We start from the raw sequence: 25,419 nt of genomic DNA on the forward strand, positions 1-25,419 counted from the left end.
AGATCATAATTTAGCTTTCTTCTTGGGGTGCTTTACCACGATAAAGCGCCTTTAAATCTTCCAAAATCATATAATTCACCGGCACTAAAATCAGCGTAATAGCCGTGGCGAAGATAATCCCAAAGCCAAGGGAGACCGCCATGGGAATTAAAAACTGTGCCTGTGTACTCTTCTCAAACATCAACGGCATAAGACCAGCAAAGGTGGTCAACGATGTTAACAGTACAGGGCGAAAACGCGCAGCGCCTGCGTTACTAATCGCCAATAACATCTGTTGGCTATTTTTGCTATGCCGGTTGATATAGTCGACTAACACCAAACTATCGTTCACCACTACGCCAGATAGTGCCAATATCCCCATCAGGCTTAGCAGTGTTAAATCCATCCCCATAATCCAGTGACCCATGACCGCGCCCATGGCGCCAAAGGGAATCACTGACATCACTATAAAGGGCTGTAGATAAGAGCCAAAGGGAATGGCCAGTAGTGCGTAAATCACAAATAGCAGCCCTATTAACCCTAGCCATAAGCTATGGAAAGACTCTTCTTGCTCCCGGGCTTCACCCTCTAGCGTATAACTCACACCCGGATAGCGGGGTAATGTTTCTTCAAGAAATTGATTGATGTCGCGCTTGATGGCTTCAATATCCGCTTCTTGCTTGTTGATATCGGCGGTTATATTCAGCGTGCGGGCACGATCAATTCTTGTAATAGACGCGGGGCTGGTACTAGGTTGAAGCTCTGCCACTTGATCAAATGGCACTTCATAGCCTGTTGAAGTACGAATTAGCATGGTGTCGAGATTATTTAGCGAGGCGCGCTCGCTAGCAGGGTAGCGTACCATGACCTTGACATCATCACGGCCACGCTGAATGCGCTGAACCTCATAACCCCAGAAGGCGCGACGTACTTGTTGGGTAATATCGGACAGCGTAATGCCGAGTAAGTCGGCGGTCGGTTTGAGTTTAATTCGTAACTCTTGTTTACCATCAGAGAGACTATCACCAATATCAAACACGTTGGGATACTTACTCAGTAATTGCTTTAACTGATCAGCCACTGCACGCAAGTCCTGAAAACTTTGCCCACTAAGCTGTACATCAATAGGGTCGCCGGTACGGCCTATTTCGGCTCGATAGGTTAATGATTCAGCGCCAGGGATATCACCGATCATTTCTCGCCATTCGTTCGCCAATTGGGTGCTGCGAATATCCATTGTTCGAGTTTCGGGAGATTCGACTTCAAAAAACACACGCCCTTTATTGGTATTGCCGCTGCCAGTACCGCCGGCATGGCCGGTTGAGGAAAGAATATTTTTGATCACCGATTTGCCGTTCTCATCTCGATACTTGTCTTGAAGTTGTTGAGCGGCTTCGCTCATTTTTTGGATGTATTGATCGGTTGTTTCAAAGGCTGTGCCTGCCGGCATGGTGAGGTATGCGCGTGCGGTTTCGCTTTCCACTCTAGGGAAAAATATAAACTTGGTCCAACCGCTGGTGATCAGCGCAATGATGATAATTCCCGTGCCGATAAACAGTGATAAGGTAAGGTATCGGTGCGCAAGTGCTTGCTTTAGAACAGGGCGGTAGTATTTAAGAATGGCCTTTTCTAAACCGTTCGCAATACTTTGCTGTACGCGCATAAAGCGCCCCTGTTGGGCTGGGTCTGAAGGGAGTTTTTTTAGATGCCTTAAATGGGCCGGTAAAATCCACTTTGATTCAACCAATGAAAAAAGTAACACGGGCACGACAATAAGCGGTATCTGACCAAATAATACGCTACGGCGGCCTTCGATAAGCGCTAACGGTATAAATGCTGCAATGGTGGTGAGTATGCCAAACGTGACCGGAACAGAAACCTCTTGGGTGCCGCGTATCACGGCTTCCATCGGATCATCGTTACGTTGGATGTGAGCGTAGATATTTTCTCCAGTGACGATAGCATCATCCACCACGATGCCGAGCACGAGAATAAAGGCAAAAAGGCTAAATATATTTAGGCTGACATCAAAAAACGGCATGGTTAAAAAACCGCCCATAAAACTAACGGGAATCCCCACGCAGACCCAAAAAGCTACGGCCGGTCGGAGAAATAACGCAAGCAACACGAGAACAAGAAAGCCCCCCTGAACGGCACTATTAATCAATGTGTTAAGGCGACCTTTGACGATTCGGGAGCTATCGCGCCAGTAACCTACCGAGATTCCGTCGGGCATTCTTTGGTCTGCTTCAGCCACATACGCCTTAACGGCATCGGCTATCTCAATGGCGCTTTGGTTGCCGACTCGATAGACTTCAACGAGAATGCCTTGTCGGTTATTGAAGCGAATTTTAACGGGGTCTTCTTCAAAACCATCGTTGATATTAGCGAGCTCTTTTAAGGTGATGCGAGTGCCGTCTTGGCGCGTTAAGATGGTTATTTTCTCGAAATCTTCTTGTTGATAGGCCTGCCCTTTGGTGCGGATTAATACTTCTCCGCCTGCTGTTCTTACACTGCCTGCAGAGAGGTCAATGGAGCCGCCTTTAACCGCTGATGCGATATCATCCATCGAGAGGTTATACTCACGTAAAATACGCTCTGGCACTTCAATAGCGATCTCGTAGGCACGAGTGGATTCGACAAAAACCTGTGTAACTTCGGGTAAGCTGTTGAGTTCATCTCTTACTTGTTCAGCGACGACGCGGAGTTCTTTTTCTGACTGCTTGCCAGACACTACGACACTGATCACTTCACGTTTATACTCAGAAATAGCAATCGAAGGGCGGTCGGCATCAGCGGGGAAGTTGTTAATAGAATCTACCCGACTTTTGATATCATTAAGCAGGTCGCGCTTGTCGTAGCCGTCTTCTAGTTCTGCCGTTACCACACCGGCGCCTTCAAATGACTTGGAGGTAATTTTTTCAATGCCTTCGAGGTCAAAAATGGCCTCTTCAATAAGAATTGAGACGCCTTCTTCGATCTCTTCAGGCGACGCCGACGCATAACCGACCGCGATGTTGATGGCGTCTCGCTCGATACTGGGGAAGACTTCTAATGGGATTAATTTCGCTAAGGAGAAACTGCCTAACCCTATCAGCGTCATCATTAATAAGTTGGCGGCAACGGCGTTACGCGCAAACCAAGCAATAAGACCGTGCATTATTGACTCCTAATGGTTACGCGTGTGCCAGACACAGGGTTACCCAGCGGGGTTGTGACCAACCACTCTCCGGGGTTGAGGTTGTTGCTGATCACCGCATGGGTTTCATCCGACCAGATAACCTCTACATTGCGACGGACTAACAACTTATTTTCAACCAGTACCACGGTTTTACCTTGGTAAAGTGCTGAACGGGGTATCACAAAGACGTTGTCTATCGTATTGGCGGTGATGACAGCTTCGATAAATTGACCAATTTTTAGGGGGGGGGTGCCATCGTCGCGCTGGCGATAAGGATCGTTTAGCTGGGCAATTACGTAGAGTTGGCGGTTATTGCTATCAAGGGTACTTTCGGCTCGACTGATAAAGCCCTCCCACTTAAACGTTTTGTGCCCTTGTCTGGCGATCATCTCGACATGAGGCCCTTTTACTGGCGAAGTGTCGTTGCCTCGGTACTGCTCAGGAATGGATAAGTATCCTACTTGTTGTGGGCCTAGTGGTAGGCGTATTTCTATGTAGTCAGTGGCGTAGATATTAGCGAGTTCGGTATTGGTTGATACGAACTGTCCGACATCGACTTTTTTATCCACAATTCTGCCCGCATACGGCGCTGATATTTCAGTACGTTGCAGGTCGAGTTTGGCTTTATCGAGGGAGGCTTTGGCCGACGCGACCTTGGCGCTAGCGGCGGCAAGTTGGGGTTTACGGAGGACCAGCTCAGAGGCTTGCTGACCCTTACCGATACGCTGCCAGTTGGCTTCTGCTTGCTGGCCTCGAGCGCGTTCTTCTTCTAGTTCAAATTGCGCTTGAATAAGGTCTGATTCTGCCATCGTCACTGCAGCAATATAATCTCGATCGTCAATTTGAGCAAGAGTCTCTCCGGCCTCAAAAAAACCGCCATTCTGAAATTGCGGTGAAACCTGAGTGAGTGTGCCAGATACTTGAGATACCAAGGTGCCTTCTGTTCTGGGGCGAACCTCACCATATGCGTTAAGTTTTACAGTGTAAGAACTGCGAACAAGGGGAATGGCATCGACATTAAGTTGTGCTTGTTTGGCTTGCGGTGCTTTGCGGGCCTGAGTCGGGTTTTGGTTGATGGTAAACGCAGCCGCAGCGGAGATAGCCAAAATGATGATAGGCAGAAGTACTTTTAGGCTTTGTTTTGCTAGAGGGTTCATTTACTCAAAAATCCTTTGGTCAGGTCAGTACTGGTTTTTTGTTTGGCGTCTTGCTGGTTGGATGTGTCATCGACAAATGCGCCTCCCAGTGCCAAGTAAAGGTTGATGCGGTTTTGTAGGCGCTGATTGCGCACGTCAATCTCTGTGCTTTGAGCATCGAACGAACGGCGCTGTGATTCGAGTACTGTTACGAAGTTTAGTAAACCACTTTGGTATTGATCAAAGGCCAGATCTTCAGCGGCTTGTGATTCTTCAGACGCGGTCTTTAGTGCGGCTTCTTGCTGTTGTAATAAGGTTTCATTAATAAGGCCGGCTTCGACTTCTTGAAAGGCATTTAACAGCGCTTGATTATAATTGGCTTCAGCCATTTTTATATTGGCGACGGCTCGTTCTTCTTCTGCTTCAAGCCGACCACTATCGAAAATCGGGGCAGTCAGGCCTCCAAATACCGACCAAACTAAATAGTCGCTACTGACTAAGTTACTCAGGTCGTTTGACCGCGTGCCAACGTCGCCAGTTAAGGTCAACCGTGGGAATCGGTCAGCATGTGCGGCGGCTGCGAGCTCATTGGTTGATGCCAAGCGTTTTTGGCTGGCGATTAAATCGGGTCTTCGCTGTAACAACTCAGAAGGTAGTCCGCTAGGAATAGGTGAACGGAGCGGTGTTAGGGTTGAGGTACTGTTGATAAGTCCTTCTGGATACTGGCCTAACAGTATTTCAAGTGTTCGCCTTGCACTCAGTAGGTCGGAGCGTCGATTGGCAATGCGCGCTTGCTCACCGGCCACATCTGCACGGGCTAAATACACATCAAGAGCATCCCTCAGACCTAATTTGAAGTCTTCTTCAATGGTGATTAAGTTGTCGCTTAAATTTAGTAACCGCTGTTCAACGAGGTTAAGCTGTAGTTGTGCTTCCGTGAGGTTAAACCAGCTTCTTGCCACGCTAGCAGCCAGCGATAACTGGGCGGCTTGCCACTCAGCTTCAGACACTTCAACGTCTAATGTGGCAGCGTTGGCGCGGTTTGATAGCCGCCCCCATAGGTCGACCTCCCAGCTGATATCAACGCCTAAGCCGAGGTCTGTATTGTAATTATTGCTGACGTTGCCGTTATTCTCTGAATTAGAACGTCGCCTTTGCGCATCCATATTGCCATTAACACTTGGGTTTAGAGCCGCTCCTGCAATGCGAGCTTGAGCTAGTGCGGCTTCAACGCGAGCCGCAGACGCTTTCAAATCGTGGTTATTAGCTAAGGCCTGCTGTATGAGTGCTTCAAGCTGAGGGTCATTAAAATCTTTAATCCATGCCGCTTTTTGAGTCGCTTGCATGCTGACCGGCTGCTGCCATGCGACAGGGATTTCAGCCTTAGGGTATTCTTCTCTAGGTACAGTGCTACATCCAACCACTACAAAGCTGAATAAAATAATCATAGAAAAGGGTGTGTATAGCTTCATCATGTAGATAACTTCACGTTACTAGGGGAGTATCCCCATATTGAATTAGAGGTGTCATCTGATTGTTGCCACTACTATATTATGGCTCGATACGATTATCAGGTCATTTTACACAAAATTTACGTTGCCGAGTCCTACACGCTACCACAAAACAAGGCTGTTATGCTGAGTATCGCCAGAGGGGCGATAGACACTTCATATCACAGCCACATTGATTATGACTATACTCTGAAGAAGGGTGGTACTCATGGGTAATCTCATTTTCTTTACAAAGAACATTTCATGAAATTAAGAACGAATAATATTAAAAAACTCAGCCAAGATACTTTTGATGTGCTGGTGGTTGGGGGCGGGATTAATGGTGCTGTATCTGCCGCAGCACTAGCAGCCAGAGGTGCGAAAGTGGCGCTGATCGATAGGCGTGATTTTGCCGGATTTACCAGCCAACAATCATCTAATCTTGCCTGGGGTGGCATTAAGTATATGGAGACGTATGAGTTTGGTTTAGTCAGAAAGCTCTGTATGTCTCGTAATAAGTTAATGCGTAGTTATCCCTCAACGGTAAAAGAGGTGCGGTTTTTCACCACGATTAATAAAGGTTTTCGCTATCCTCCGTTATTTTTATTTATGGGGACGCTGCTTTATTGGTTGATGGGTAACGGGTTTACTCGTCTGCCACGATACTTGTCAGCCCAAAAAATAAATGAAGAAGAATCCATTGTTAACACTGAAGACTGTAGTGGCGGGTTTGAGTATTCTGATGCATACCTTTATGACAATGATGCTCGATTTGTCTTTAACTTTATTCGTTCGGCTATGAACTATGGTTGTGTTGCGGCTAACTATGTTAGCTCGTTGGGTTCTTCGCGTGAGGGTGGTTGTTGGGTGACACGCGCACAAGACGAAATCACAGGCGAGTGCATGACTATTCGATCTAAGGTGTTGATTAATGCGTGCGGCCCGTTCGTCGATGAACATAACCAGCTATCTGGTCAGAAGACTAATCACCATCATATTTTCTCCAAAGGCATTCATCTCATTGTTGACCGGCTGACACCGAGTCAGCGGGTACTGACGTTTTTTGCAGACGATGGGCGGCTATTTTTTGTTATCCCTATGGGCCCCAAAACTTGCATTGGAACAACGGATACTAAGGTGGATGACCCCATTACTGCAGTCACGGCTGAAGATCGTCAATTTGTTTTAGATAATATTAATGCTCGACTTAAATTGGATAAACCGCTGACTGAGCAAGACATTGTCGCAGAACGCAGTGGCGCTAGACCGTTGGTGGTCGAAGGCAACGACACAGATGAAACCGACTGGTTACAGCTATCGAGAAAACATGCCGTGGATGTAAATCCTCAAGACAAACACCTCAGCATTTATGGTGGCAAGCTCACCGATTGTTTAAATGTTGGCGATGAAGTGAGTGAAATAGTAGAAACCCTCGGTGTTTGTTATCCGTATCCCCAGGCGCGTTGGTATGGTGAGCCGCCTGCGCCCGTAAAGAAGGAATTTATGCACCAAGCGAGATTGATAGGGCTAGACGAAATGACCCATGCCTCTTCATCTGAATGTTTGTCGCAACGGTTATGGCGGCGCTATGGCGCGCATGCGTTTAATCTACTCGAGTCGATAAGGGCTGATCCGCAAGAAGCTGAACTCTTGATAGAGAATGCTGAATACCTACGCTGTGAAATTGAGCAGGCGGCGCGGCGCGAGATGGTGACTAAGTTAGAAGATTTTTTAAGACGACGCTCTAAAATCTCATTAGTGGTGAAAAAAGAAGATATTAAACACTCGTTAGGGCTGAAAAAAGCATGTGAAATACTCTTTGGTGACGAGGCAGAAGCCAAGTGGAATGAATACTTTGATAGCCGTTAAGGTAGCGAATCTATAATCATGTTTTCAGATTTTTCAATCAGTGCTTGAAGTTCGCCAGAGGCTTCCATCTCTTGCATTAAGGTAGACAGCTTTTCTATCAGTACCGCATGTTTACGATGTAAGTAATGATAGCCAGGGGTTATTTCTAAAGGCGGCGACAGTTTAATAATTTCGTGATGTAGGTTTAGTGCCTTGAGCGTGAACAATCCGTCAAGCTCTGTAAATACTGCCGCGTTGATACGTTCTAAATAGAGCATTTTGTAAAGTGATTTCGGCGAGCTTATTATGGCCGGATGGAGCGATTTACTTCGTTCTTCTATTATTTTAACACCTCTTATAATACCTATTTTGTAAGGCTTGAGTGAGCCCCAGCCTTTGACCTCAAATGACCTTTCTTTTTTTGTATACACTACATGTTTGATTTGGGCTATCGGAGTGGGGATTCTAATGAGGTTATGTGTGATATCTTCGACCGCAGTCGTCCTGATTAGATCTCCATCGACCCTCCCCTCATCTGCTAGTGAGAGTGCACGATTGCCTGGGTGTTTACTCAACTGAAGCTCTATATTGAGTCGGCTATAGATCTCACGCATAACCATTTCACTCACACTAAGGCGGGGCGCAGCTTGATCAAAGGTGGTAATGTTAATGGTTGATGTTTGTGCTGTTGCCGTTTGTGTCATCGATAACAAAGAAAGCGGCATAATGATGAAGATAATCAAACTAGATTTTAGCATTTAGTTAAACCATTTTTTATTGTTGGTAAAGTCTTACCCTTAAGAAAGTATAGAAGAACATCGCCTAAGGCGACTAACTATTTTCACCCCTTTGTTTGTGTTGTTAAGTATGATAGTTTGCCCACCCTTTTCTTTCAGGTGGTGTGGCAGAGTCATGTTTGCGGGTTTTGATTACGGTAGTTCAAATTGTGCAGTGGGTGTGATGGACCAGGGTGCGGTTAAACTGCTGCCTCTATGGGGTGAGCAGCGTTTTGCTCCTTCAACCCTTTATGCTGCAGACCGCGGTTTGATTTGTGAGTCGGTAGCTCACAATATAGAATCAGACGCGTGTCGCGAGGCGTATGTTCAGCAGCGCGCGGCGGCGATTCAGCGAGCCTCTCAAATACGTCGAAACCTCAACATTGGCGAACAAGACAATATCTTGTTTGTCGGTGAAGAGGCGATTGACAACTATATTAACTTCCCCGAAGAAGGCTATTTTGTAAAATCGCCGAAGTCATTTTTAGGTGTGAGTGGTTTACGACAAGAGCAAATAGCCTTTTTTGAGGATATTGTGACCGCCATGATGCAGTCTATCAAGCGTCAGGCCGAAACATCTCTTCAGAAGTCTATTACTCAAACTGTCATTGGTCGCCCCGTTAACTTTCAGGGCAGTGGTGGAGAAAAGAGCAATCAACAAGCCATTGAGATATTAACAACGGCTGCTCAGCGGGCGGGTTATCAGCAGGTGGAATTCTTATACGAGCCTTTAGCCGCAGGCATCGATTTCGAAACCAATATGCAGCAAGATCAGGTTGTTTTAGTGGTCGATATTGGCGGCGGCACCACCGATTGTTCCGTGGTGCGTATGGGGCCATCACATCGTATTAAAGCTAATCGTGAAGATGATTTTTTGGGGCATAGCGGGCAACGCGTTGGTGGTAATGATCTGGATATTCATCTGAGCTATAAGGCGTTTATGCCGTTGTTAGGGCTAGGTAGTAGCTTAAAGAGCGGTTTAGTCATGCCAAGCGAACCTTATTGGAATGCGGTCCGCACTAATGATGTTAACGCTCAAATGGAGTTTAGTAGTCGAGCTAATGTTGAATTGCTAGCGCAACTCTGCCGAGATGCGAGTAACCCTGCATTAGTAAAACGCTTACTGGATTTGCAGCAGCATAAGACCAATCACCAGTTAGTACGTTGCGGAGAGCAAAGCAAAATTGAACTGTCTGATTCACTTGAAATTAGCAAAGCACTAGGGTTCATAGAACAAGGATTAACTCAGCCTGTCACAAGAGCCTTGTTTGCTGAAGCGATTCAAGGCCCCCTTAATAGAATATCTGCACTAATGAAAGAAGCCGTAACACAAGCCCAATGTTCCCCTGATTTGGTTTATGTCACGGGCGGAACTGCAAAGTCGCCCGTGATCCGAGACGCGATTCAGCAGCAATTAGGTGAGATTCCTATCATGGATGGAGACCACTTTGGCAGTGTTACGGCGGGGTTAACTAAGTGGGCTGAGAAGTTGTTTGGTTAGCGAAAGAGTCGCAGCAAAGTGCAGCTCCTACGGGGTGTGTGGGGTTTTTGTAGGAGTGGCTTTAAGCCACGAATAGGTATGAGTTGAAACGCCACTGTGGCGCTAAAAAGACATAAGGAGGTGTCATGAATAATCCACAATTAGGCCATAAATCATTACGCAAAGGCCGCGTATCGCTTCATCATTCCATCTACTTGGTAACAGCCTCCACCCTCAATAGAGAGCCTCTATTTAATTTTCAGGTAGGGTCTGTGGCCGCTAGAAGCTTTGAAAATAAAAGTCTATTAGCAGATGCGACCTTAATGTGTTGGGTGCTAATGCCCGATCATGCACACTGGTTAATTCAATTGGGAGACCGTTATGACCTGGGTGCAGTTATTAATCGTTTAAAATCTGGCAGTAGCCGTGCGGTTAATCGATCACTCTGTCGTAAAGGTTCGGTGTGGGATGCCGCCTATCATGATAGAGGAATTAGAAAAGAAGAGGATATACGAGCGGTTGCTCGGTATGTTGTGGCCAATCCGTTAAGGGCTGGATTAGTTGATCATATAGGGCAATATCCTCTTTGGAATGCCGTGTGGGTATAGATATATCTTAATGCAGGTGTAAACATCGCAGCAAAGTGCAGCTCCTACAGGGTGTGTGGTTTTGTAGGAGTGGCTCTAAGCCACGAATGAAGGGTGATATTCGTGCTGTGGGTTTTGAAAATAATCGCAGCAAAGTGCAGCTCCTACAGGGAGTGTGGTTTTTTGTAGGAGTGGCTCTAAGCCACGAATGAAGGTGATATTCGTGCTGTGGGTTCTGAAAATAATCGCAGCAAAGTGCAGCGCCTACAGGGTGTGTGGTTTTGTAGGAGTGGCTCTAAGCCACGAATGAAGGGTGATATTCGTGCGGTGGATTTTGAAAAGAATCGCAGCAAAGTGCAGCGCCTACAGGGTGTGTAGTTTTTTGTAGGAGTGGCTCTAAGCCACGAATGAAGGTGATATTCGTGCTGTGGGTTCTGAAAATAATCGCAGCAAAGTGCAGCTCCTACAGGGAATGTAGTTTTTGTAGGAGTAAGCCCTCACTCTTTATGGCTGGATTTTTCGAGACGCTTTCGCCACCCCAAAGTCTTCTAAAATGCTATAAAAACAAGGCACCACGAAAAGCACTAACAGCGTAGAGCTGGCAATACCAAAGAAAATACTGGTTGCTAGCGGGATCAGTATCTGCGCCTGCAGGCTGGTTTCGAACAACAATGGCGCCATACCTGCCATGGTGGTCAGCGAGGTCAATAGTACCGCCCTAAACCGGTCATGGCTGGCGCGTGCGGCGGCTTCATGAACCGACATACCTTCTGATACATGGCGTTTCACAAACTCCACCAGTAGAATTGAATCGTTAACCACGATGCCTGATAGTGAGACAAACCCCAGCAGGGAGGGCATGGTGATATCAATGCCCATTAGCCAATGACCAAACACTACGCCAATAAAGGCTAACGGAATGTTTAGCATCACTACCAGTGGTTCAGCATAAGATCTGAACTGGAAACTCAGTAAAATAAAGACCCCCGCTAAGCCTAAAATAAAGGCTATCCTCATAGAGCCTTGAGTTTCTGCCGCTTCTTTTACTTCACCCTCAAAGTTGATTTTAGTATTTGGGAATTGCGCCTGAAGTTCGGCTACTTTACCTTTTTTGAGGTCGGCAAGAACCTCAGCAGTGTTGTTTTTGTCGCTGTCTATGTCGCCATAAATGGTGACGGTGCGTTGGTTATCGACCCGGTTAATACGAGAGTAACTTCGGGTAGGGGATATATCCGCTACATGGGCAAGGGGAATAATAGCGCCTGATTTGGGATGAATGATGGGGAATGAATCAAAGTCAGCCAGTTCATCTTTCGAAGCTTCATCGAGCATGACGCTGACTTCGTAGGTTTCAAGCCCTACCGTTGAATCAATCACTTTGGCGCCATGGTAGGCGGCACGTAGCTGTGAGGCCACTGTCTGAGCGTCAATACCCAATGAAAATGCACCGGCTTTTAGGTGGAGTGTAAATTCGGGTTTGCCCGGGCGTAAGTCGTCGATTAAGTTGTTCACACCTGGATAGCCTGCTAGCCAGTGCTGTAACTCATGGGAGGCTTGAGATAACTCGTCAAGGTTTTCACCCTGTAAGCGAATATGAATAGCGCGCCCGCCAGGCCCAATGCTAGGGTCTTTAAATGCAACGCTCCATACGTCAGGAACAACCCCCGCTGTGTCTCGCCAGTCATCCATAAACGCGTTTAGCGTAAAGTCTCTCTCTTCTGCGGTGCGCATATCAACACTAATAGTGGCTAAGTGAGGGCCCGCTTCAAACGCGTCTGCATGGGTGTTAAATTCAACGGTGACCGCTTCAACGGCAGGGTTACCTTTTTGAGTAAAGCGCTCATTACTAAGCTGCAGGCTTTCAGTGTAGTGCTTCACCACTTCTTCGGTGCGGTTCAATGAAGTGCCTGTTGGCATCAAAATTCTTGCTTGAATAAGGTCGCCTTCGACATTGGGGAAGGGGGAGAATTTAATAACGTCTGAGGCGAGTATGCTTACGGATATGATAAATACCGCGACGACCGTTCCCATAAACGCATAACGCACATTGATCAGTTCAGCAACCCAGCGGTCGATCATTGCCCGGGCTTCATCAAACTTTGTGTCAAAGCGCTCTCTGAAACGGCTTTCCCAGCCCTTCGCTTTGTCAGCTTTGTTTTGTTGAGTTAATGATTTTTGTAAATGGTGGGGTAGAATAAAAAAAGCTTCGATCAAAGATACAGAGATAACTGCGATTAGTACCGTGGGGATAATCACCAATATCTGGCCTATGTTTCCTTTAAGGAAGAGTAGGCCTGAGAAGATGCATAGTGTGGTCAAGAAGGATGAAATCACCCCCTTGGCAACTAATTTAGTGCCATCTACAGCGGCGTCGATCGGTTTTTTACCCCGCTTCATTTGACTACCAATGCTTTCACTAATGACAATGGCATCATCCATTAAAATGCCTAATGCCAAGAGCAATGCCACCATCGAGAACATATTAATGCTAACGCCAATGTTGCCAAGTAAAAACGCCCCTGCCAAAAATGAAATAGGTAAGCCCATAACCACCCAAAAGGCATAGCGAGTACCAAAAAACAGCCACATGACGACAAACACCAAGATAAGCCCTTGCCAGGCATTGGTGGAGAGCATTTCGATACGATCATTGATGATACTGGTTTGATCTTGCGTGAGGTAAAGTTCGACCTGTTCTGGCAAGCGCTGTTTCTGTTCTGCTATAAACTGCTCGGTGGCGTCTAATATTGTCAGGCTGTCATCGCGGGTGTTTTTGTTAATTTTTAAAAAGGCGGCGGGTTTTCCGTTGAAGGTGACTTTGTCTTCTTCGTTATCAAAACCGTCGGTAATGGTGGCAATATCTGCCAGTCGGACTTCATTACGTTGACCGCCCCCAATAATGACCAACTGTTTAAGCTCGTCTATGGAGCGCTTTTCATCGCTAAAACGTATTTGGTAATTTCTGTCTTGAGTGGTGATGTCGCCAGCGGGGAGGTCAATGTTCTGCTTGCTAACCAAGAGTGCGATATCTTGCAGGCTTAGGCCGTACTGTCGTAGATTATGTTGTGAGACTTGTATTTTAAACTGGCGGGTAGAAAAGCCCTGTATGTCGACCAGTGGGACAATCGTGTCGCGTAGCATACGCTGTTTCATATCTTCGGCCAGATTTTTTAACTCGGGACGAGGGATGTCAGCTACAACCGCTACAGTGATGACACTCTGAGTTCTACCGAGCTCAGTGATGACAGGCGTTTCTGCTTTATCAGGAAAGCTATCAATGCCATCGACCGCGCTTTTTATATCCTCATTAAACTCCCTAAAATCCCCTTCGTCTAACATTTTAATCGTCATATAACCGATAGAGTTTCTAGCTTCACAACGCTTCTCTTCGGTAAAGCTGATGCCATCTAGAGCGTCCTCTAAAGGCCTGCAAATAGCTTGCTCGACATCGATGGGCGAGGCACCAGGGTAGGGCACGGCGACTTGTACTTCATAGGAGTTGATCTGCGGAAAGGTTTCTCGCTTTATCTCAGGCAGTGTTAGCACTCCCGCAAGCAGAAATAAACCCATGATGAGTCTTGATGCAGTAGGGTGTGCAGCGAAAAAATGGATCATTGCTGAGCCTCCAGCCAATCAACAATCTGCCGCTGCTTTGCGTCATCAGGCGTTGGTTGGAGTTTCATGCCCGTAACAGCGGGGAATAAGTCGGAGGTAATAATTTTGTCGCCTACATTTAAGCCGTTTTCAATCAACAGCATGTCGCCTTGCGCTTCGGATTTTATGTCGATTCGTTTTAGCTGGTTGTTTTGATCGACAAGAAATACCTGTTTCTCATGTAAGGCATCTCTGGGCGCGACAAAATATTGTTTAGGGTTACCAAAAAGAATCACTTCCGTATACATGCCTTGCATGAGTGGTGGCTTTATACCAGGTCGAATGTTTTTGTAGGGCTCGTCTACGCTGACAATAACGCCAAGTGTTCGAGAGGCTGGGTCGAGGTTTCCGCTGACGCGTTCTACTTTGGCATCCCAAGTGATGAAATTATCACCAGCGATTCTGACCTTTGCAGATAAACCTAAGCGAGAAAATAATGCTTGTGAATCACCACTCTCAAATGCCTCTTCCAGCAGCGTGCTATCTTTAAATCCTCTCGCCAGAATTCGGAATTGCTCCAATTGGAATTGGGCGTTAATTAATACCTTGTTAATAGTCTGTGCTGAAAACAACAATGCCCCTTGGCCGACGAATTGGTTTTCTTCTACCGAAAGGCCGGTAATGCGTGCATTAAAGGGGAGCTTAATAACGGCGCGTTCAAGGTTACGTCGCTGAGTTTCAACGGTTGCCTGAGAGATAATGATTCTGGCTTCTTGAACGTCTAACTGAGACGGAAGTGTTTCAAGTCGGTTAGTTAGGCTTTGAACTTCTTGTTTCAACTGCAACACAATGGTTTGTTGTGCCCCAATAGCGGTTGGTGATATTGACCCGTTTTTAAGTAGCTGTTCGTTACGACGGAGGTCTTTTGTGGCAATGCCTAGCTTTTCTTTTGCCAACTCTAGATTAACTTGGGTGTCATTTAAGTTGAGTTTCATCTCTTTTAAGTTTCATCTCTTTTAAGTTGGCTTTGCTAACGGCTAAATCCGCCTCAGCCTGTTTGAGGGCAAGAAGGTAATCGTGATCTTCAATCTTAATGACGACAGTGTCTTTTGCTAGAATGTTACCCGTTCTTAACTGTGGGTTTACATAAACAATTTTTCCAGCTACTTCTGCTTTTGCGTCCAACAGTATGTCGGGTTTAACTTCACCGAAGCCCGTAATTGAGGGTCGGACTACATGCTGGCTCACATCAATAGTGGTGACCTGCGTGATCATGCGAGCCTCGGGCTGATGCTGCATCGAAGGACGGGATTTAACGATAATAACGGCGGCCAGAACGCCTAATGCAACAATGATGATAAACATATAGCGACGGCTTAGTAGTGTGGCAGCCATGATTTGTGTCCTGTTTTTCGTTAAATTCAACTTTTAAATTTGGGTGTTAATGGGTTGCAGGGTGCGGTGTCTTGCAGCCAGACATATAAAGGTGATAAAGCTGATCTGTCCAAGCGTCACTGGTGATGTCTTGCAGACTGATACCCCATGCCTTTTCTCTTGCAGGTGCCGCTATAAACGGCATCACAATCATGCTCATTAACGAAAATGCCGCCCACTTAGGGTTAAGATCTGCGTGTATACGGCCTGCTTTTTGTTCGGCCCTAATCAGCATCGGTAAGAAGGTCGCGATTTTTTTGGGGATTATGGTTAAGAACTTATCCCCAAGGTCACTCTGTTGGGTTAACACCTCGTCAGCAATGAGGCGGGATAAAGCCGGGTTCTCAGAAAAATGGATCACGGCCTTTTTGATAAATGCTTTGATAGGCTCAGGGCTTTTTAATATGGCTTCAAATTGAGTTGAATTAGTCGCAGCATAACGCTCAATTAAGGCGGTAAAAAGCCCTTCTTTATTGGTGAAGTAATAACTGATCATCGCAGACTTCATACCTGCTTGTTCGGCAATCTCGCGAATGGTAATCGCGCGATAACTTTTTTGGTTGAGCAGTTGGTAAGCGGTATCCATTAACTGCTCTTTGCGCTGTTGCTGAATCGCAGGGTCAGAAGGGCGGCCGCGTTTATTCTCTTTTGTCATCGTTAGTCTGACCCGAATAGTATTTAATTAATCACTTGATAAACTATATCATAATCGAAGTTTGGCAGATGGCAAGCAATGGATTGTAAAGATCGTGAGAAGGATCAACTGAGTGTTGAATATAGGCTGCTTTTACTGGGTGCGATAATAGACTATGCTCAAAACTGCTTTCTATCTAATTTGGTCAGGCATTTCAGTTTTTGGAGTATTCATTGTTAACCGCGCTTATTAATAACTATCTAAAATTACTTTTCATCATGACACCGTTTTTTGTGCTTTCTTCTTTTATCACTATGACCAGTCATATGAATGAATTGGAGAAAAGGCAGACGTCCTTAAAAGTAACCATTACGGTGTTAATTAGCTGTTTATCGATGTTTTTCTTTGGGAAATATATCTTTGAGTTGTTTGGTATTACGCTGGATGCGTTCAGAATTGGTGCGGGATCACTGCTTTTTTTGAGTGCGGTATCTCTGGTTAACGGGACTCGCAAGATTAGTTCAAATGAGCATGAAAATGATATCGCCGTTGTGCCATTGGCTATCCCGATCACCGTAGGCCCTGGGGTTATTGGTGTCTTGATGGTGATGGGGGCAGAACCCCGCAGTGCTTTGCAGTTGCTGGAGTTCTTGGTTTCGTTGGTGGGGGCGACCGTGACGATCGGTGTTATGTTATTGTCGTCTAGTTGGCTGCAAAAATTTATCAGCGAGCAATCTATTTCAGTGATGCAGAAAATTACTGGGCTATTCGTATCGGCTATTGCCGCGCAGATCATTTTTACCGGCGTGCAAGGTTTTTTCCCTGGCGGTTAAGTTCACCTATTAGAGCGCGCCGTTTACTCGATTATTGAATGCCCAATTGAAGCTCGGCTACTACATCGCCATTTGCGCGAGAGAGTCTGATGAATGTTCTTCCTTCGCCAGTAATGGTATGTCCTTCTGCAACCGCTTGAGCCGCCAAGTTTTGCCATATCAGAGGAAGTTCTGAGTGGGGGCCTTCATGCGTAAAGTTAACGCTTTTAAAGGCTTTAACCTCTTTGTATTGATAGCTATCGACGCCGTCTATGGCTTTTTCTACCGGCCAGCCTATTTGGGCTGTCAGTGTTTGAGGGTCAAATGATTGAACATTTTCAAAAATATACATAAAAGGACCGTTTAATACGGTTCTTGTTTTAGTTGCGATGGTAAAGGCGGTTTTCTCGGCGATTTTATCGCCTTGTTAATGCATGTATCCTAACATTCAATGGGGATGATCATAGGGTCTTCATTCAGCCGCTTTTTGATGAATCATGCTTTCAAGGTGGTAAGAAAGTTCGACTAATTGTCTATGACTTACTTCCCTTAAAAGCTTATCGATTAGCTTTCTGATTCCTTTTTCAGCTTGGTTTATACCCATATCTGCTGTTTTTTTACTCATACTACCCATTTCTACTTTATTAATAGGTTGGTGGTAGTAGTTGTAAAGGCTTAGATCGACAAGCTCACACATCGCATCAATGACGTCATCTATATAAGCGTTGGTGTTTTTTTCATTTCTTACTTGGGCAATGAGGACTATTGCTTTTTGGTGCAATTCATCATGTACCCCAAACACTAGGTGTGGTTGGTCTTTATCGGAAGGAGTCCAAAGCATTTGCTCCATATAAAGGCTTAAAAGTTTAAGCTCTTCATCATTTCTTTTTTTGAAAAATTGCTTGATGACTAATTGAATAGCACCCATTACCGCTTTAATGCCGGTGTCGGCTACTTTTTTCATCGTCGGGTGAATTGGCACAATCTCAGTAGGGCGGCGGTAGTAATTTTCGAGGCCATGATGTGCGAGCTTTACAATAATTTTAGCCGCTTCTTCGTTGAGTTGTTTTGTGCCTTTACCGCAGTCGTTTTGTATCTTTTGGACGGTATTATGAGCGTCTATATGTAGTTGCTCATCAATAGGGAAACCCCATAACGCAGTGACTTCAGTCATTGTTGACTCCATTTAGCATTCGACAGGTTTAATAGCGTGCAGTATTCCGCTGTACACCTTTTTATTCATTGACCGATTTGGGCATCCGTGGTGTCGCTTTGGCCAATAGTGTTCAATACAGCGAAAATTCTATGGACGTTATTATACTATCGGTACTAATGTGCCGTATTTGAATTTGGTTCCAAAATATAAAAATAAATACGAATAAAGCTTTTAATTATTCGGGTTCTACTTACAAGTATGGTGGTTTCTCATCATTGAGAGGGGCGGCAAAAAAGATAATTATGATGGTGTGAATTGTTTCGCTGATCAGAACTATCAGGACGTTAACCGCTATGGAGGTACTCATGATGAGTGACATACAAATAAAAACACAGCATCATCAACTCGTTCGTAATGACCTAGAAAATGAAAACGTTAGCTTACTTACGAGTCATGAAAAATTCATTAAAAAGTCACGTAAAAGCACGAAGCGTCAATATTTAGCTGATGTCGTTTCATTAAACGCCAATAGAGTGATCTTAAAAGCCAATATCAACATTGTTAAACCTCGGTTGCCGAGCTCGATAGTGGTGAGTGACTTTAAGAGTGAGCAGGTCCCTTATATTGAACAGTTAGGTTGGGTACTGGTTTATCTGTTTAAACGATATCCTGAGCTAAAGCAAACTAAAGGCTTTAATAGTGAGCATATTAACTGCGAGGAACATATATTGCGTAAAGGTTTTTATGAAACGCATGTGTTCAGCAGAATTGATGTTGGGTGTGCAAGCCCCCAGCAAAAGCATATGACGATTGAGATTGCTCATGGCAAATTCGATGAAAAAAACACTCGTTGGTCGGTAGAGGTTTTGGCGGACGGAGGGTTAGTCAGAAAGTATATTTGTGAAACACAAGATCAGGTCGTCTCTAAAGTAGATCAGCAGTTGCATAAATACGGATTGACTAAACTGGCGTGGGAGCAAGCACGAAATGTGAGCTAGCTATTTTCACGCTAAGCTAGAGAGTTAACTCACTAGCTTAGCGTTGTAGAGTTAAATTCTATTTAACGACGTTATCGTTCGACAGATTCACCAACCAGTAATCTAGCTAGCTGGATAAATTCACTTCGATAACCATACCGATCACTCCCTTTTGCTTTCTCAGCTTGATCAATAACGTCGTTAAATGTGTATGCGTTTAGGTATTGACTGTTTCGCAAGAGTTCTGAAAAACCTGCTACAGATGAGGCAAAACGATAAGCGTCGCTGGTGCTGCCTTTACTGGTTTTAATCCGGTCTTTGTTGACCGGAAATTTGAGTAGTTTGCTGGTGCTCTGCTCAGGTAATTTATAACGTATTCTGAGTAAGCCAAGCTCGTTTGAGTGGGCGCTTTCTGCTTTTTCTTTTGGTGAGGTTGCGAAGTGCAATGCGTCGCTCCAAGGCTTTTCTGCTCCCGTTAAGGTGAGCTCATAGATGGCTGTCAGGCTATGTCCGGTGCCAATATCACCTGCGTCGACTTTATCGTTATTGAAATCTTCTCGGTTTAGTAAGCGATTTTCGTAGCCAATAAGGCGGTACTCCTGAACCCATTGCGGATTAAATTCCATTTGCAGCTTAACGTCACTGGCAATGGTTTGTAGTGTCGAGCCTATTTCATCAACCAATACCTTCTGGGCTTCTTTAAGGTTATCAATATAAGCGGCATTGCCGTTGCCTCTGTTTGACAGCTCTTCCATTAACGCATCATTGTAATTGCCTGTACCGTAACCCAGAACAGAAAGCTGTAAACCGGTTTTGCGTTTACCCTCGATATATTGCTTAAGTTCGTCAATTGACCTGAGCCCAACATTAAAGTCGCCATCGGTGGCTAGCATCACCCGGTTAATGCCTTTATCTATGTGCGCTTGTTGACCCAGTTGATAGGCCAGTTCAATGCCTGCGCTTCCATGGGTTGAACCGCCCGCTTGCAGTTGATCGATGGCTTGTAATATTTCAACCGTTTTATCGCCTGCCGTGGGCTCCAGCACTACTTGGGCAGCCCCTGCGTAGGCGACGAGTGATATTCGGTCGTTATGATTGAGTTGCTTAGCTAGTAGGCGGAGTGACTTTTTTACGAGTGGAAGTTTATTTTGACTGTTCATTGAGCCAGATACATCCACTAAAAACACTAAGTTGGCAGAGGGGCGTTCGGCTGATAGGTCTTTATACCCTTGTATGCCAACATGCAGCAGTGTTCTATCACTATTCCACGGGCTTGGCCCCAACTCATAATGTACGGAGAATGGCTGCTCTTTGTTTGAGGGGGTGGCGTATTGATAATCAAAATAATTGATCAGCTCTTCGGTACGCACGGCATGAATAGGGGGACGTTGTCCGTTATTAATAAACCTGCGCGTATTAGCGTAGCTCGCGGTATCAACATCGATGCTAAAGGTACTGACAGGCGATTCACTGACAGACATCACGCTATTTTGTTCGATATTGCTATAACGCTCATTGTTAACCGGTGAAGTGGGTGCTGTTCTGATATTTGAAGTGGTCGCGTGCACTGGGGATTCTGAATCAGAAAATAATGGGTGAGCGATTCGCTTTGCTTCAGTGGTTTTCTGATTGTTTGCCTTATGCAGACGGGATTCTATGTCTTTAGTTTGAGAGACCTTTTCGGCTGGTGGTGCTGGGTTATATTGGGTTTCATTAGTACTGCAAGCAGACGTCAACGCAGCAGCGGAAAGCGCCATTAACAGAAGGTTTTTGCTTGGCTTTTTGTGACTAAATACCGGATGTGTGCTTTTTAATGTGGTCATGTTGATACCCTTCATCAATCGTTTTGTCTGAGTGTGTGATGAAAGGTTAATGGATTGAGATCAGTCGTTAGAAGGTAAAAATGGGCTAAAATTGGTCTTCCGGAAAGATATAAAGTATGTTAGCTATATAGGTTTTTATAATCGCCGTTCAGACTACAACTAATAAAATATAAATAGGATTTAATCATGGATCTACAAGGTGTACCTGCAATTATATCGGGTGGCGCGTCAGGTTTAGGTGAGGGGGCTGCAAGAGTGTTAGCCGCAGCAGGTGCAAAAATCACGTTGCTAGATTTGCAGATTGAAAAAGCCGAACAGCTAGCTGCAGAACTAGGCGGTATTGCTATCAAGTGTGATGTTTCTAATGCAGAAAGTGCCGAGCAGGCCTTAGCGCAATCGCTTGCGGCTCATGGTCCTTGTGGTATCGCTGTAAGCTGCGCGGGTATTGGTACTGCCGGACGTATATTAGGCAGAGATGGCCCGATGGATTTAGGCCTTTTTAGTAAAACGATCAACGTTAACCTCGTGGGCACGTTTAATATTTTGCGACTAGCCGCTGACCAGATGCAGCATCGTACCCCTAATGCCGATGGCGAGCGCGGCATTATTATTAACACCGCGTCGATTGCCGCGTTTGAAGGTCAGATTGGTCAAGCCGCTTATTCTGCTTCAAAGGGTGGCGTGGTTGCTATGACGTTGCCTGCAGCACGAGAATTAGCGCGATTCGGCATAAGAGTAAACACTATCGCTCCTGGGTTATTTAAAACACCGATGATGGAAGCGATGTCTCAAGAAGTGCAGGATGCATTAGCGGCTGGGCTGCCATTTCCATCTCGACTAGGTCACCCGGAAGAGTTTGGTAAGTTGGTCAAACATATGGTTGAAAACCCCATTATGAATGGCGAAACGGTGCGGTTGGATAGTGCGGTTAGGTTGCAACCTAAATAGGGCTATAGGCTTCTTTGCAGCGGATTGACGGTAAAGGATTTTTCTAAAATGCCTAATCTATTTTGTAAAATCCACCGACTTAAAGCACAAGGCTGGACGTGGGATCGTTTTCTATTAGAACTTGAGCAAGTTTATGCGGGGGGCGTTGATGAAAAGACATTGAAGTCTCATTATCGACAGCCGCATAAGCGCTCTGCCAGTCATACTCAGCAGTTAATTGAAACCTTGCATAAACAGTGCTTTCCATCACCATTCCCTGCTGATGCAGAAGCATTGATGCGTATTTATAACAACCTCATTGGTTGCCAAAAACACGTAACTAAAGCCTCTGATATTGCTGATCTGAGGGTGTTTTTGAGTACTGAAGTAGAAAGGGAACATAAACCATTATTAAGGTCTTCACGTCTATGTTGGCTACTGGCCAATACTTACTTTGATTGCGTGGGTGAGTACAGACAAGTGGGGAAGAAAGCTGCGCTACTGGCGTGTCAGCAACAAGCTATTCACTATTATCAGCAGGCTATCGCATTGATAGAGCAGCATAATCAGCAAGATAGTGGCGATAAAGTGAGTGAGTTTATACTGTATAAAGTCCGGCAAAATATTCTGGCCTGTTATCTGAATGCCATTGACCCTGAGCAGCGTGAAAGTGACCTTAAAGTGTTAAATTATCTAGCACATTCTGACTATTTGACTCAAAGTGAGAGAGTGTTAGTGCAAGAGCCTTATTTGTGGGTGGTGGCCCGAAATGGCTTACGCTTTGGGTCATTGTTGAAGTCGCGCGAACAGTGCGAACGATTTTTTGGTTTGCTGGTGACGTCCAGCGCCTATTTTGAAGACTTGGGCTATAGCCCGCTAGGGTATCCGGCCATTAGTGAAAGCAAAGAGTTTGAATGGGCCTGCAAAGTGCTCAAAACTTAAGCACTAATCTTTTGTAAGGGGCTGCTCTCAGCCTCGATTGGCGTCTGACTCATACGGCTGTGTTTGCGGTTGAATACTGAGTTTTATCGCGCCAAAGTAGGCGCGCCTACAGGTGATGATACCTGTGTGTTTTGATTGAGGATTTATTATGTTTGAAAATTTTAAGGCTTTGCTGCTTTTATTTTCGTTTGTGTTTTCATTGTTGTTGGCAGGTTGTTCTTCAAATGAGACGAGCAGCCCTGCGGCAGACGTCGATAGTGTTAAGTCTTCTGCGCCTGCTGAAATGGAAGAGCGGGCTTACCATAAAACAGTTGATGAAAAAGAAGAAGCTGAAAAGCTTAAAAAGCAAAAAATCAGTGACGATGATATGGAGCGACTAGATTAGCGCATGCTAACCTGCTTTGCTTGCAGGTTATTTATGTCTGCATGAATTTGTTTTACGTCAACGCAGTTTTGAGGGTATGACTTATATTGACTCTCTTGACGGTTGGTTGAACAATACGGCACTTGCGTTCTGAGCGATGATTGCGTATTAAATAGGCCATTAATTATAATTTTAGGAGAGACTCAGTGAGCCACCCATATCCAAACCTTTTTGAACCACTTGACCTGGGTTTTACCCAGCTAAAAAACCGCGTCATTATGGGGTCGATGCATACTGGGTTAGAGGATCGTCTTTGGAACTACGATAAGCTAGCAGCCTATTTTGCAGAACGCGCTAAAGGCGGTGTTGGCCTTATAGTAACGGGTGGTTTTGCACCTAATCTTGAAGGTGCGTTAGCGCCACTGTCATCTAGCTTAACGCATTCGTTGGTTTTGCCTTGGCATCGTAAAGTAACCCGTGCTGTTCATAAGGAAGGTGGTAAAATCGCCATGCAGATTCTACACGCTGGACGCTATGGGTATCAGCCCCTTGCGGTTTCTGCGAGTGCGATTAAGTCTCCGATTAGCCCGTTCAAGCCAAGAGCATTGAGCTCTAAAGGGGTGAAAAGCCAAATAGACGCATACGGACGTTGTGCCAAATTGGCCAAAAAAGCCGGTTATGACGGCGTTGAAATTATGGGGTCGGAAGGGTATTTCATTAACCAATTTCTTTGTACGCGCACCAATAAACGAACTGACGAATGGGGCGGAAGCTTTGAAAATCGTATGCGCTTGCCGGTTGAGATCGTTAAGAAAGTGCGAGAAGAAGCCGGTGACGACTTTATCATTATCTACCGCCTATCAATGATCGACTTGGTGGAAGAAGGGCATACCTGGGAAGAAGTAGTTCAGTTAGGTAAGGCGATTGAAGCAGCGGGTGCGAGCATTATCAATACCGGTATTGGCTGGCATGAAGCTCGAGTGCCCACGATCGTGACGTCTGTGCCGCGAGCAGCCTTCACTTGGGTGACTAAAAAATTCAGAAAAGAAGTTAACATTCCTGTTGTAACCAGTAACCGTATTAACACCCCTGAAAAGGCAGAAGAAGTACTGGCGAATGGTGATGCTGACCTGATCTCAATGGCTAGACCGTTCTTGGCTGACCCTGAGTTTATGGTCAAAGCAGAAGCTAACAAAAGTGATGAAATAAATACCTGTATCGCCTGTAACCAAGCTTGTCTTGATCATGTATTTAAGGCTCAGCGTGCGAGCTGTTTGGTTAATCCAAGAGCCTGTTTTGAAACTGAACTTGTTTATATGCGTACTCTAAAGCCTAAAAACATTGCGGTTGTAGGTGCAGGTCCTGCAGGGTTGGCAGCAGCAACAACCGCGGCTAAAAGAGGCCACTTGGTGACGTTGTTTGATCAAGCTGATGAAATTGGCGGGCAGTTCAACATGGCTAAACGTGTGCCGGGTAAAGAAGAGTTTTATGAGACACTTCGTTATTACAGTAAACAAATTGAGCTAAATGGTGTTCGTCTGAAGCTTAATACCCGTGTAGAAGCGCAAGATCTGATAGACGGTAACTTCCATGAAGTGATATTGGCAACAGGTGTATCTGCGCGTGAATTAACCTTCCCTGGGGCTGATCATGAAAAAGTTCTGTCGTATATTGATGTGCTTCGTCATAACAAACCTGTAGGCAAAAAAGTAGCGGTGATTGGTGCGGGTGGTATCGGTTTTGATATCAGTGAATATTTGGTTCATAACGAAGGTGAATCACCGAGCCTTGATATCTCACTTTGGAAGAAAGAGTGGGGTATTGATAAAACCCTCAAGCAGCCAGGTGGGTTAGCCAAGAAAGGTAAACAGACAACGCCTCCCGCTAGACAGATTTACTTGTGTCAGCGTAAAGAAACTAAAGTGGGCGCAGGATTAGGCAAAACATCGGGTTGGGTTCATCGTGCTACGTTAGTTGATAAAGATGTTGAAATGATTGCAGGCGTGACGTACGACAAGGTTGACGATAAAGGGCTGCATATCACGGTTAATGGTCAGGCGGGCGTGTTAGAAGTGGATAACGTGATTACTTGTGCTGGACAGACCCCTTGCCGTGAATTACATGAGGCGCTACAAACCGCGGGTGTTAGTGTGCATTTAATTGGTGGTGCTGATGTGGCTGCCGAGCTAGATGCTAAACGTGCTATTCGCCAAGGGTCAGAATTGGCCGCTGAATTGTAATTACGTTTTTATTAAGTTTAATAGAAAAACAAAAAACGC

Annotated in this window: 21 protein-coding genes; 10 read left to right on the top strand and 11 right to left on the bottom strand. The window is 45.4% G+C overall.

Annotation, left to right across the window (positions count from 1 at the left end; genetic code table 11):
• Positions 1 to 10 precede the first annotated feature (10 nt).
• From NKI27_RS01075 to NKI27_RS01085, 3 genes are read right to left on the bottom strand one after another with little or no spacing between them, the layout of a single operon-like run.
• The gene (locus tag NKI27_RS01075; protein WP_265047853.1) at positions 11 to 3,139 is read right to left on the bottom strand and encodes an efflux RND transporter permease subunit; all 3,129 of its coding nucleotides are present in this window, start codon (positions 3,137 to 3,139) and stop codon (positions 11 to 13) included.
• Positions 3,139 to 4,317 carry an efflux RND transporter periplasmic adaptor subunit gene (locus tag NKI27_RS01080; protein WP_265047854.1) on the bottom strand — a complete coding sequence of 393 codons (1,179 nt, stop codon included), beginning with the start codon at positions 4,315 to 4,317 and terminating at the stop codon, positions 3,139 to 3,141. The genes NKI27_RS01075 and NKI27_RS01080 overlap by 1 nt, the downstream gene beginning before the upstream one ends.
• Positions 4,314 to 5,771, bottom strand: coding sequence for an efflux transporter outer membrane subunit (locus tag NKI27_RS01085; protein ID WP_265047855.1), 1,458 nt, complete (start codon positions 5,769 to 5,771; stop codon positions 4,314 to 4,316). The genes NKI27_RS01080 and NKI27_RS01085 overlap by 4 nt, the downstream gene beginning before the upstream one ends.
• Positions 5,772 to 6,050: 279 nt before the next feature.
• On the opposite strand from NKI27_RS01085, the gene NKI27_RS01090 reads away from it, so the two are divergent.
• Positions 6,051 to 7,655 carry a glycerol-3-phosphate dehydrogenase/oxidase gene (locus NKI27_RS01090; RefSeq protein ID WP_265047856.1) on the top strand — a complete coding sequence of 535 codons (1,605 nt, stop codon included), beginning with the start codon at positions 6,051 to 6,053 and terminating at the stop codon, positions 7,653 to 7,655.
• Here the strand turns inward: NKI27_RS01090 and NKI27_RS01095 are convergent.
• Positions 7,652 to 8,392: a substrate-binding periplasmic protein gene (locus NKI27_RS01095; protein ID WP_265047857.1), complete on the bottom strand. Its 741-nt coding sequence runs from the start codon at positions 8,390 to 8,392 to the stop codon at positions 7,652 to 7,654. The genes NKI27_RS01090 and NKI27_RS01095 overlap by 4 nt on opposite strands.
• A gap of 154 nt (positions 8,393 to 8,546) precedes the next feature.
• Between NKI27_RS01095 and yegD the strand changes: the two genes are divergently transcribed.
• From yegD to NKI27_RS01110, 3 genes are all read left to right on the top strand, one after another.
• The gene (yegD, locus tag NKI27_RS01100) at positions 8,547 to 9,911 is read left to right on the top strand and encodes a molecular chaperone (protein WP_265047858.1); all 1,365 of its coding nucleotides are present in this window, start codon (positions 8,547 to 8,549) and stop codon (positions 9,909 to 9,911) included.
• 125 nt (positions 9,912 to 10,036) lie between these two features.
• Positions 10,037 to 10,498 carry an REP-associated tyrosine transposase gene (locus NKI27_RS01105; protein ID WP_265047859.1) on the top strand — a complete coding sequence of 154 codons (462 nt, stop codon included), beginning with the start codon at positions 10,037 to 10,039 and terminating at the stop codon, positions 10,496 to 10,498.
• 207 nt (positions 10,499 to 10,705) lie between these two features.
• A complete protein-coding gene (locus tag NKI27_RS01110; RefSeq protein WP_265047860.1) occupies positions 10,706 to 10,855 on the top strand; it encodes a hypothetical protein in 150 nt (49 codons plus the stop codon).
• 126 nt (positions 10,856 to 10,981) lie between these two features.
• On the opposite strand, the gene NKI27_RS01115 is transcribed toward NKI27_RS01110, so the two are convergent.
• Genes NKI27_RS01115 through NKI27_RS01130 form a run of 4 tightly spaced genes read right to left on the bottom strand, consistent with a single transcriptional unit; the run spans position 10,982 to position 16,160 of the window.
• Positions 10,982 to 14,092 carry an efflux RND transporter permease subunit gene (locus tag NKI27_RS01115; protein ID WP_265047861.1) on the bottom strand — a complete coding sequence of 1,037 codons (3,111 nt, stop codon included), beginning with the start codon at positions 14,090 to 14,092 and terminating at the stop codon, positions 10,982 to 10,984.
• Complete coding sequence (locus tag NKI27_RS01120) at positions 14,089 to 15,066, bottom strand: efflux RND transporter periplasmic adaptor subunit (RefSeq protein WP_265047862.1); 978 nt, start codon at positions 15,064 to 15,066, stop codon at positions 14,089 to 14,091. The genes NKI27_RS01115 and NKI27_RS01120 overlap by 4 nt, the downstream gene beginning before the upstream one ends.
• A complete protein-coding gene (locus NKI27_RS01125; RefSeq protein ID WP_265047863.1) occupies positions 15,047 to 15,466 on the bottom strand; it encodes an efflux RND transporter periplasmic adaptor subunit in 420 nt (139 codons plus the stop codon). Before NKI27_RS01125 ends, NKI27_RS01120 begins: the two co-directional genes overlap by 20 nt.
• Before the next feature lie 46 nt (positions 15,467 to 15,512).
• Positions 15,513 to 16,160, bottom strand: a complete 648-nt coding sequence (locus NKI27_RS01130; protein ID WP_265047864.1) for a TetR/AcrR family transcriptional regulator — start codon at positions 16,158 to 16,160, stop codon at positions 15,513 to 15,515.
• 212 nt (positions 16,161 to 16,372) lie between these two features.
• Between NKI27_RS01130 and NKI27_RS01135 the strand changes: the two genes are divergently transcribed.
• Positions 16,373 to 16,972 (top strand): MarC family protein, encoded by a 600-nt coding sequence (locus tag NKI27_RS01135; RefSeq protein WP_265047865.1) that lies wholly within the window; start codon positions 16,373 to 16,375, stop codon positions 16,970 to 16,972.
• Positions 16,973 to 17,003: 31 nt separating this feature from the next.
• Here NKI27_RS01135 and NKI27_RS01140 read toward each other — a convergent pair whose 3' ends face one another.
• Positions 17,004 to 17,303 carry a GyrI-like domain-containing protein gene (locus NKI27_RS01140; RefSeq protein WP_265047866.1) on the bottom strand — a complete coding sequence of 100 codons (300 nt, stop codon included), beginning with the start codon at positions 17,301 to 17,303 and terminating at the stop codon, positions 17,004 to 17,006.
• Positions 17,304 to 17,423: 120 nt separating this feature from the next.
• Complete coding sequence (locus NKI27_RS01145) at positions 17,424 to 18,125, bottom strand: hypothetical protein (RefSeq protein WP_265047867.1); 702 nt, start codon at positions 18,123 to 18,125, stop codon at positions 17,424 to 17,426.
• 347 nt (positions 18,126 to 18,472) lie between these two features.
• Here NKI27_RS01145 and NKI27_RS01150 point away from each other — a divergent pair, with 347 nt between their 5' ends.
• Positions 18,473 to 19,105: a hypothetical protein gene (locus NKI27_RS01150; RefSeq protein WP_265047868.1), complete on the top strand. Its 633-nt coding sequence runs from the start codon at positions 18,473 to 18,475 to the stop codon at positions 19,103 to 19,105.
• 71 nt (positions 19,106 to 19,176) lie between these two features.
• Here NKI27_RS01150 and NKI27_RS01155 read toward each other — a convergent pair whose 3' ends face one another.
• Entirely contained in the window at positions 19,177 to 20,907 is a 1,731-nt protein-coding gene (locus tag NKI27_RS01155) for a vWA domain-containing protein (RefSeq protein ID WP_265047869.1), read from the bottom strand.
• 186 nt (positions 20,908 to 21,093) lie between these two features.
• Here NKI27_RS01155 and NKI27_RS01160 point away from each other — a divergent pair, with 186 nt between their 5' ends.
• From NKI27_RS01160 to NKI27_RS01175, 4 genes are all read left to right on the top strand, one after another.
• Positions 21,094 to 21,855 carry an SDR family NAD(P)-dependent oxidoreductase gene (locus NKI27_RS01160; RefSeq protein ID WP_265047870.1) on the top strand — a complete coding sequence of 254 codons (762 nt, stop codon included), beginning with the start codon at positions 21,094 to 21,096 and terminating at the stop codon, positions 21,853 to 21,855.
• Between the two features lie 48 nt (positions 21,856 to 21,903).
• Positions 21,904 to 22,776, top strand: a complete 873-nt coding sequence (locus NKI27_RS01165; protein ID WP_265047871.1) for a hypothetical protein — start codon at positions 21,904 to 21,906, stop codon at positions 22,774 to 22,776.
• A gap of 148 nt (positions 22,777 to 22,924) precedes the next feature.
• Complete coding sequence (locus NKI27_RS01170) at positions 22,925 to 23,161, top strand: hypothetical protein (protein WP_265047872.1); 237 nt, start codon at positions 22,925 to 22,927, stop codon at positions 23,159 to 23,161.
• Between the two features lie 185 nt (positions 23,162 to 23,346).
• Positions 23,347 to 25,380: an NADPH-dependent 2,4-dienoyl-CoA reductase gene (locus NKI27_RS01175; RefSeq protein ID WP_265047873.1), complete on the top strand. Its 2,034-nt coding sequence runs from the start codon at positions 23,347 to 23,349 to the stop codon at positions 25,378 to 25,380.
• Positions 25,381 to 25,419 lie beyond the last annotated feature (39 nt).

The organism is Alkalimarinus alittae (assembly GCF_026016465.1).
Lineage (GTDB): Bacteria > Pseudomonadota > Gammaproteobacteria > Pseudomonadales > Oleiphilaceae > Alkalimarinus > Alkalimarinus alittae.

Bases quoted from the DNA above. Each gene is read 5' to 3' on its own strand.
- NKI27_RS01075 (WP_265047853.1), bottom strand. From the start codon at position 3,139: ATGCACGGTCTTATTGCTTGGTTTGCGCGTAACGCCGTTGCCGCCAAC.
- NKI27_RS01080 (WP_265047854.1), bottom strand. From the start codon at position 4,317: ATGAACCCTCTAGCAAAACAAAGCCTAAAAGTACTTCTGCCTATCATC.
- NKI27_RS01085 (WP_265047855.1), bottom strand. From the start codon at position 5,771: ATGATGAAGCTATACACACCCTTTTCTATGATTATTTTATTCAGCTTT.
- NKI27_RS01090 (WP_265047856.1), top strand. From the start codon at position 6,051: ATGAAATTAAGAACGAATAATATTAAAAAACTCAGCCAAGATACTTTT.
- NKI27_RS01095 (WP_265047857.1), bottom strand. From the start codon at position 8,392: ATGCTAAAATCTAGTTTGATTATCTTCATCATTATGCCGCTTTCTTTG.
- yegD (WP_265047858.1), top strand. From the start codon at position 8,547: ATGTTTGCGGGTTTTGATTACGGTAGTTCAAATTGTGCAGTGGGTGTG.
- NKI27_RS01105 (WP_265047859.1), top strand. From the start codon at position 10,037: ATGAATAATCCACAATTAGGCCATAAATCATTACGCAAAGGCCGCGTA.
- NKI27_RS01115 (WP_265047861.1), bottom strand. From the start codon at position 14,092: ATGATCCATTTTTTCGCTGCACACCCTACTGCATCAAGACTCATCATG.
- NKI27_RS01120 (WP_265047862.1), bottom strand. From the start codon at position 15,066: ATGAAACTCAACTTAAATGACACCCAAGTTAATCTAGAGTTGGCAAAA.
- NKI27_RS01125 (WP_265047863.1), bottom strand. From the start codon at position 15,466: ATGGCTGCCACACTACTAAGCCGTCGCTATATGTTTATCATCATTGTT.
- NKI27_RS01130 (WP_265047864.1), bottom strand. From the start codon at position 16,160: ATGACAAAAGAGAATAAACGCGGCCGCCCTTCTGACCCTGCGATTCAG.
- NKI27_RS01140 (WP_265047866.1), bottom strand. From the start codon at position 17,303: ATGTATATTTTTGAAAATGTTCAATCATTTGACCCTCAAACACTGACA.
- NKI27_RS01145 (WP_265047867.1), bottom strand. From the start codon at position 18,125: ATGACTGAAGTCACTGCGTTATGGGGTTTCCCTATTGATGAGCAACTA.
- NKI27_RS01150 (WP_265047868.1), top strand. From the start codon at position 18,473: ATGATGAGTGACATACAAATAAAAACACAGCATCATCAACTCGTTCGT.
- NKI27_RS01155 (WP_265047869.1), bottom strand. From the start codon at position 20,907: ATGACCACATTAAAAAGCACACATCCGGTATTTAGTCACAAAAAGCCA.
- NKI27_RS01160 (WP_265047870.1), top strand. From the start codon at position 21,094: ATGGATCTACAAGGTGTACCTGCAATTATATCGGGTGGCGCGTCAGGT.
- NKI27_RS01165 (WP_265047871.1), top strand. From the start codon at position 21,904: ATGCCTAATCTATTTTGTAAAATCCACCGACTTAAAGCACAAGGCTGG.
- NKI27_RS01170 (WP_265047872.1), top strand. From the start codon at position 22,925: ATGTTTGAAAATTTTAAGGCTTTGCTGCTTTTATTTTCGTTTGTGTTT.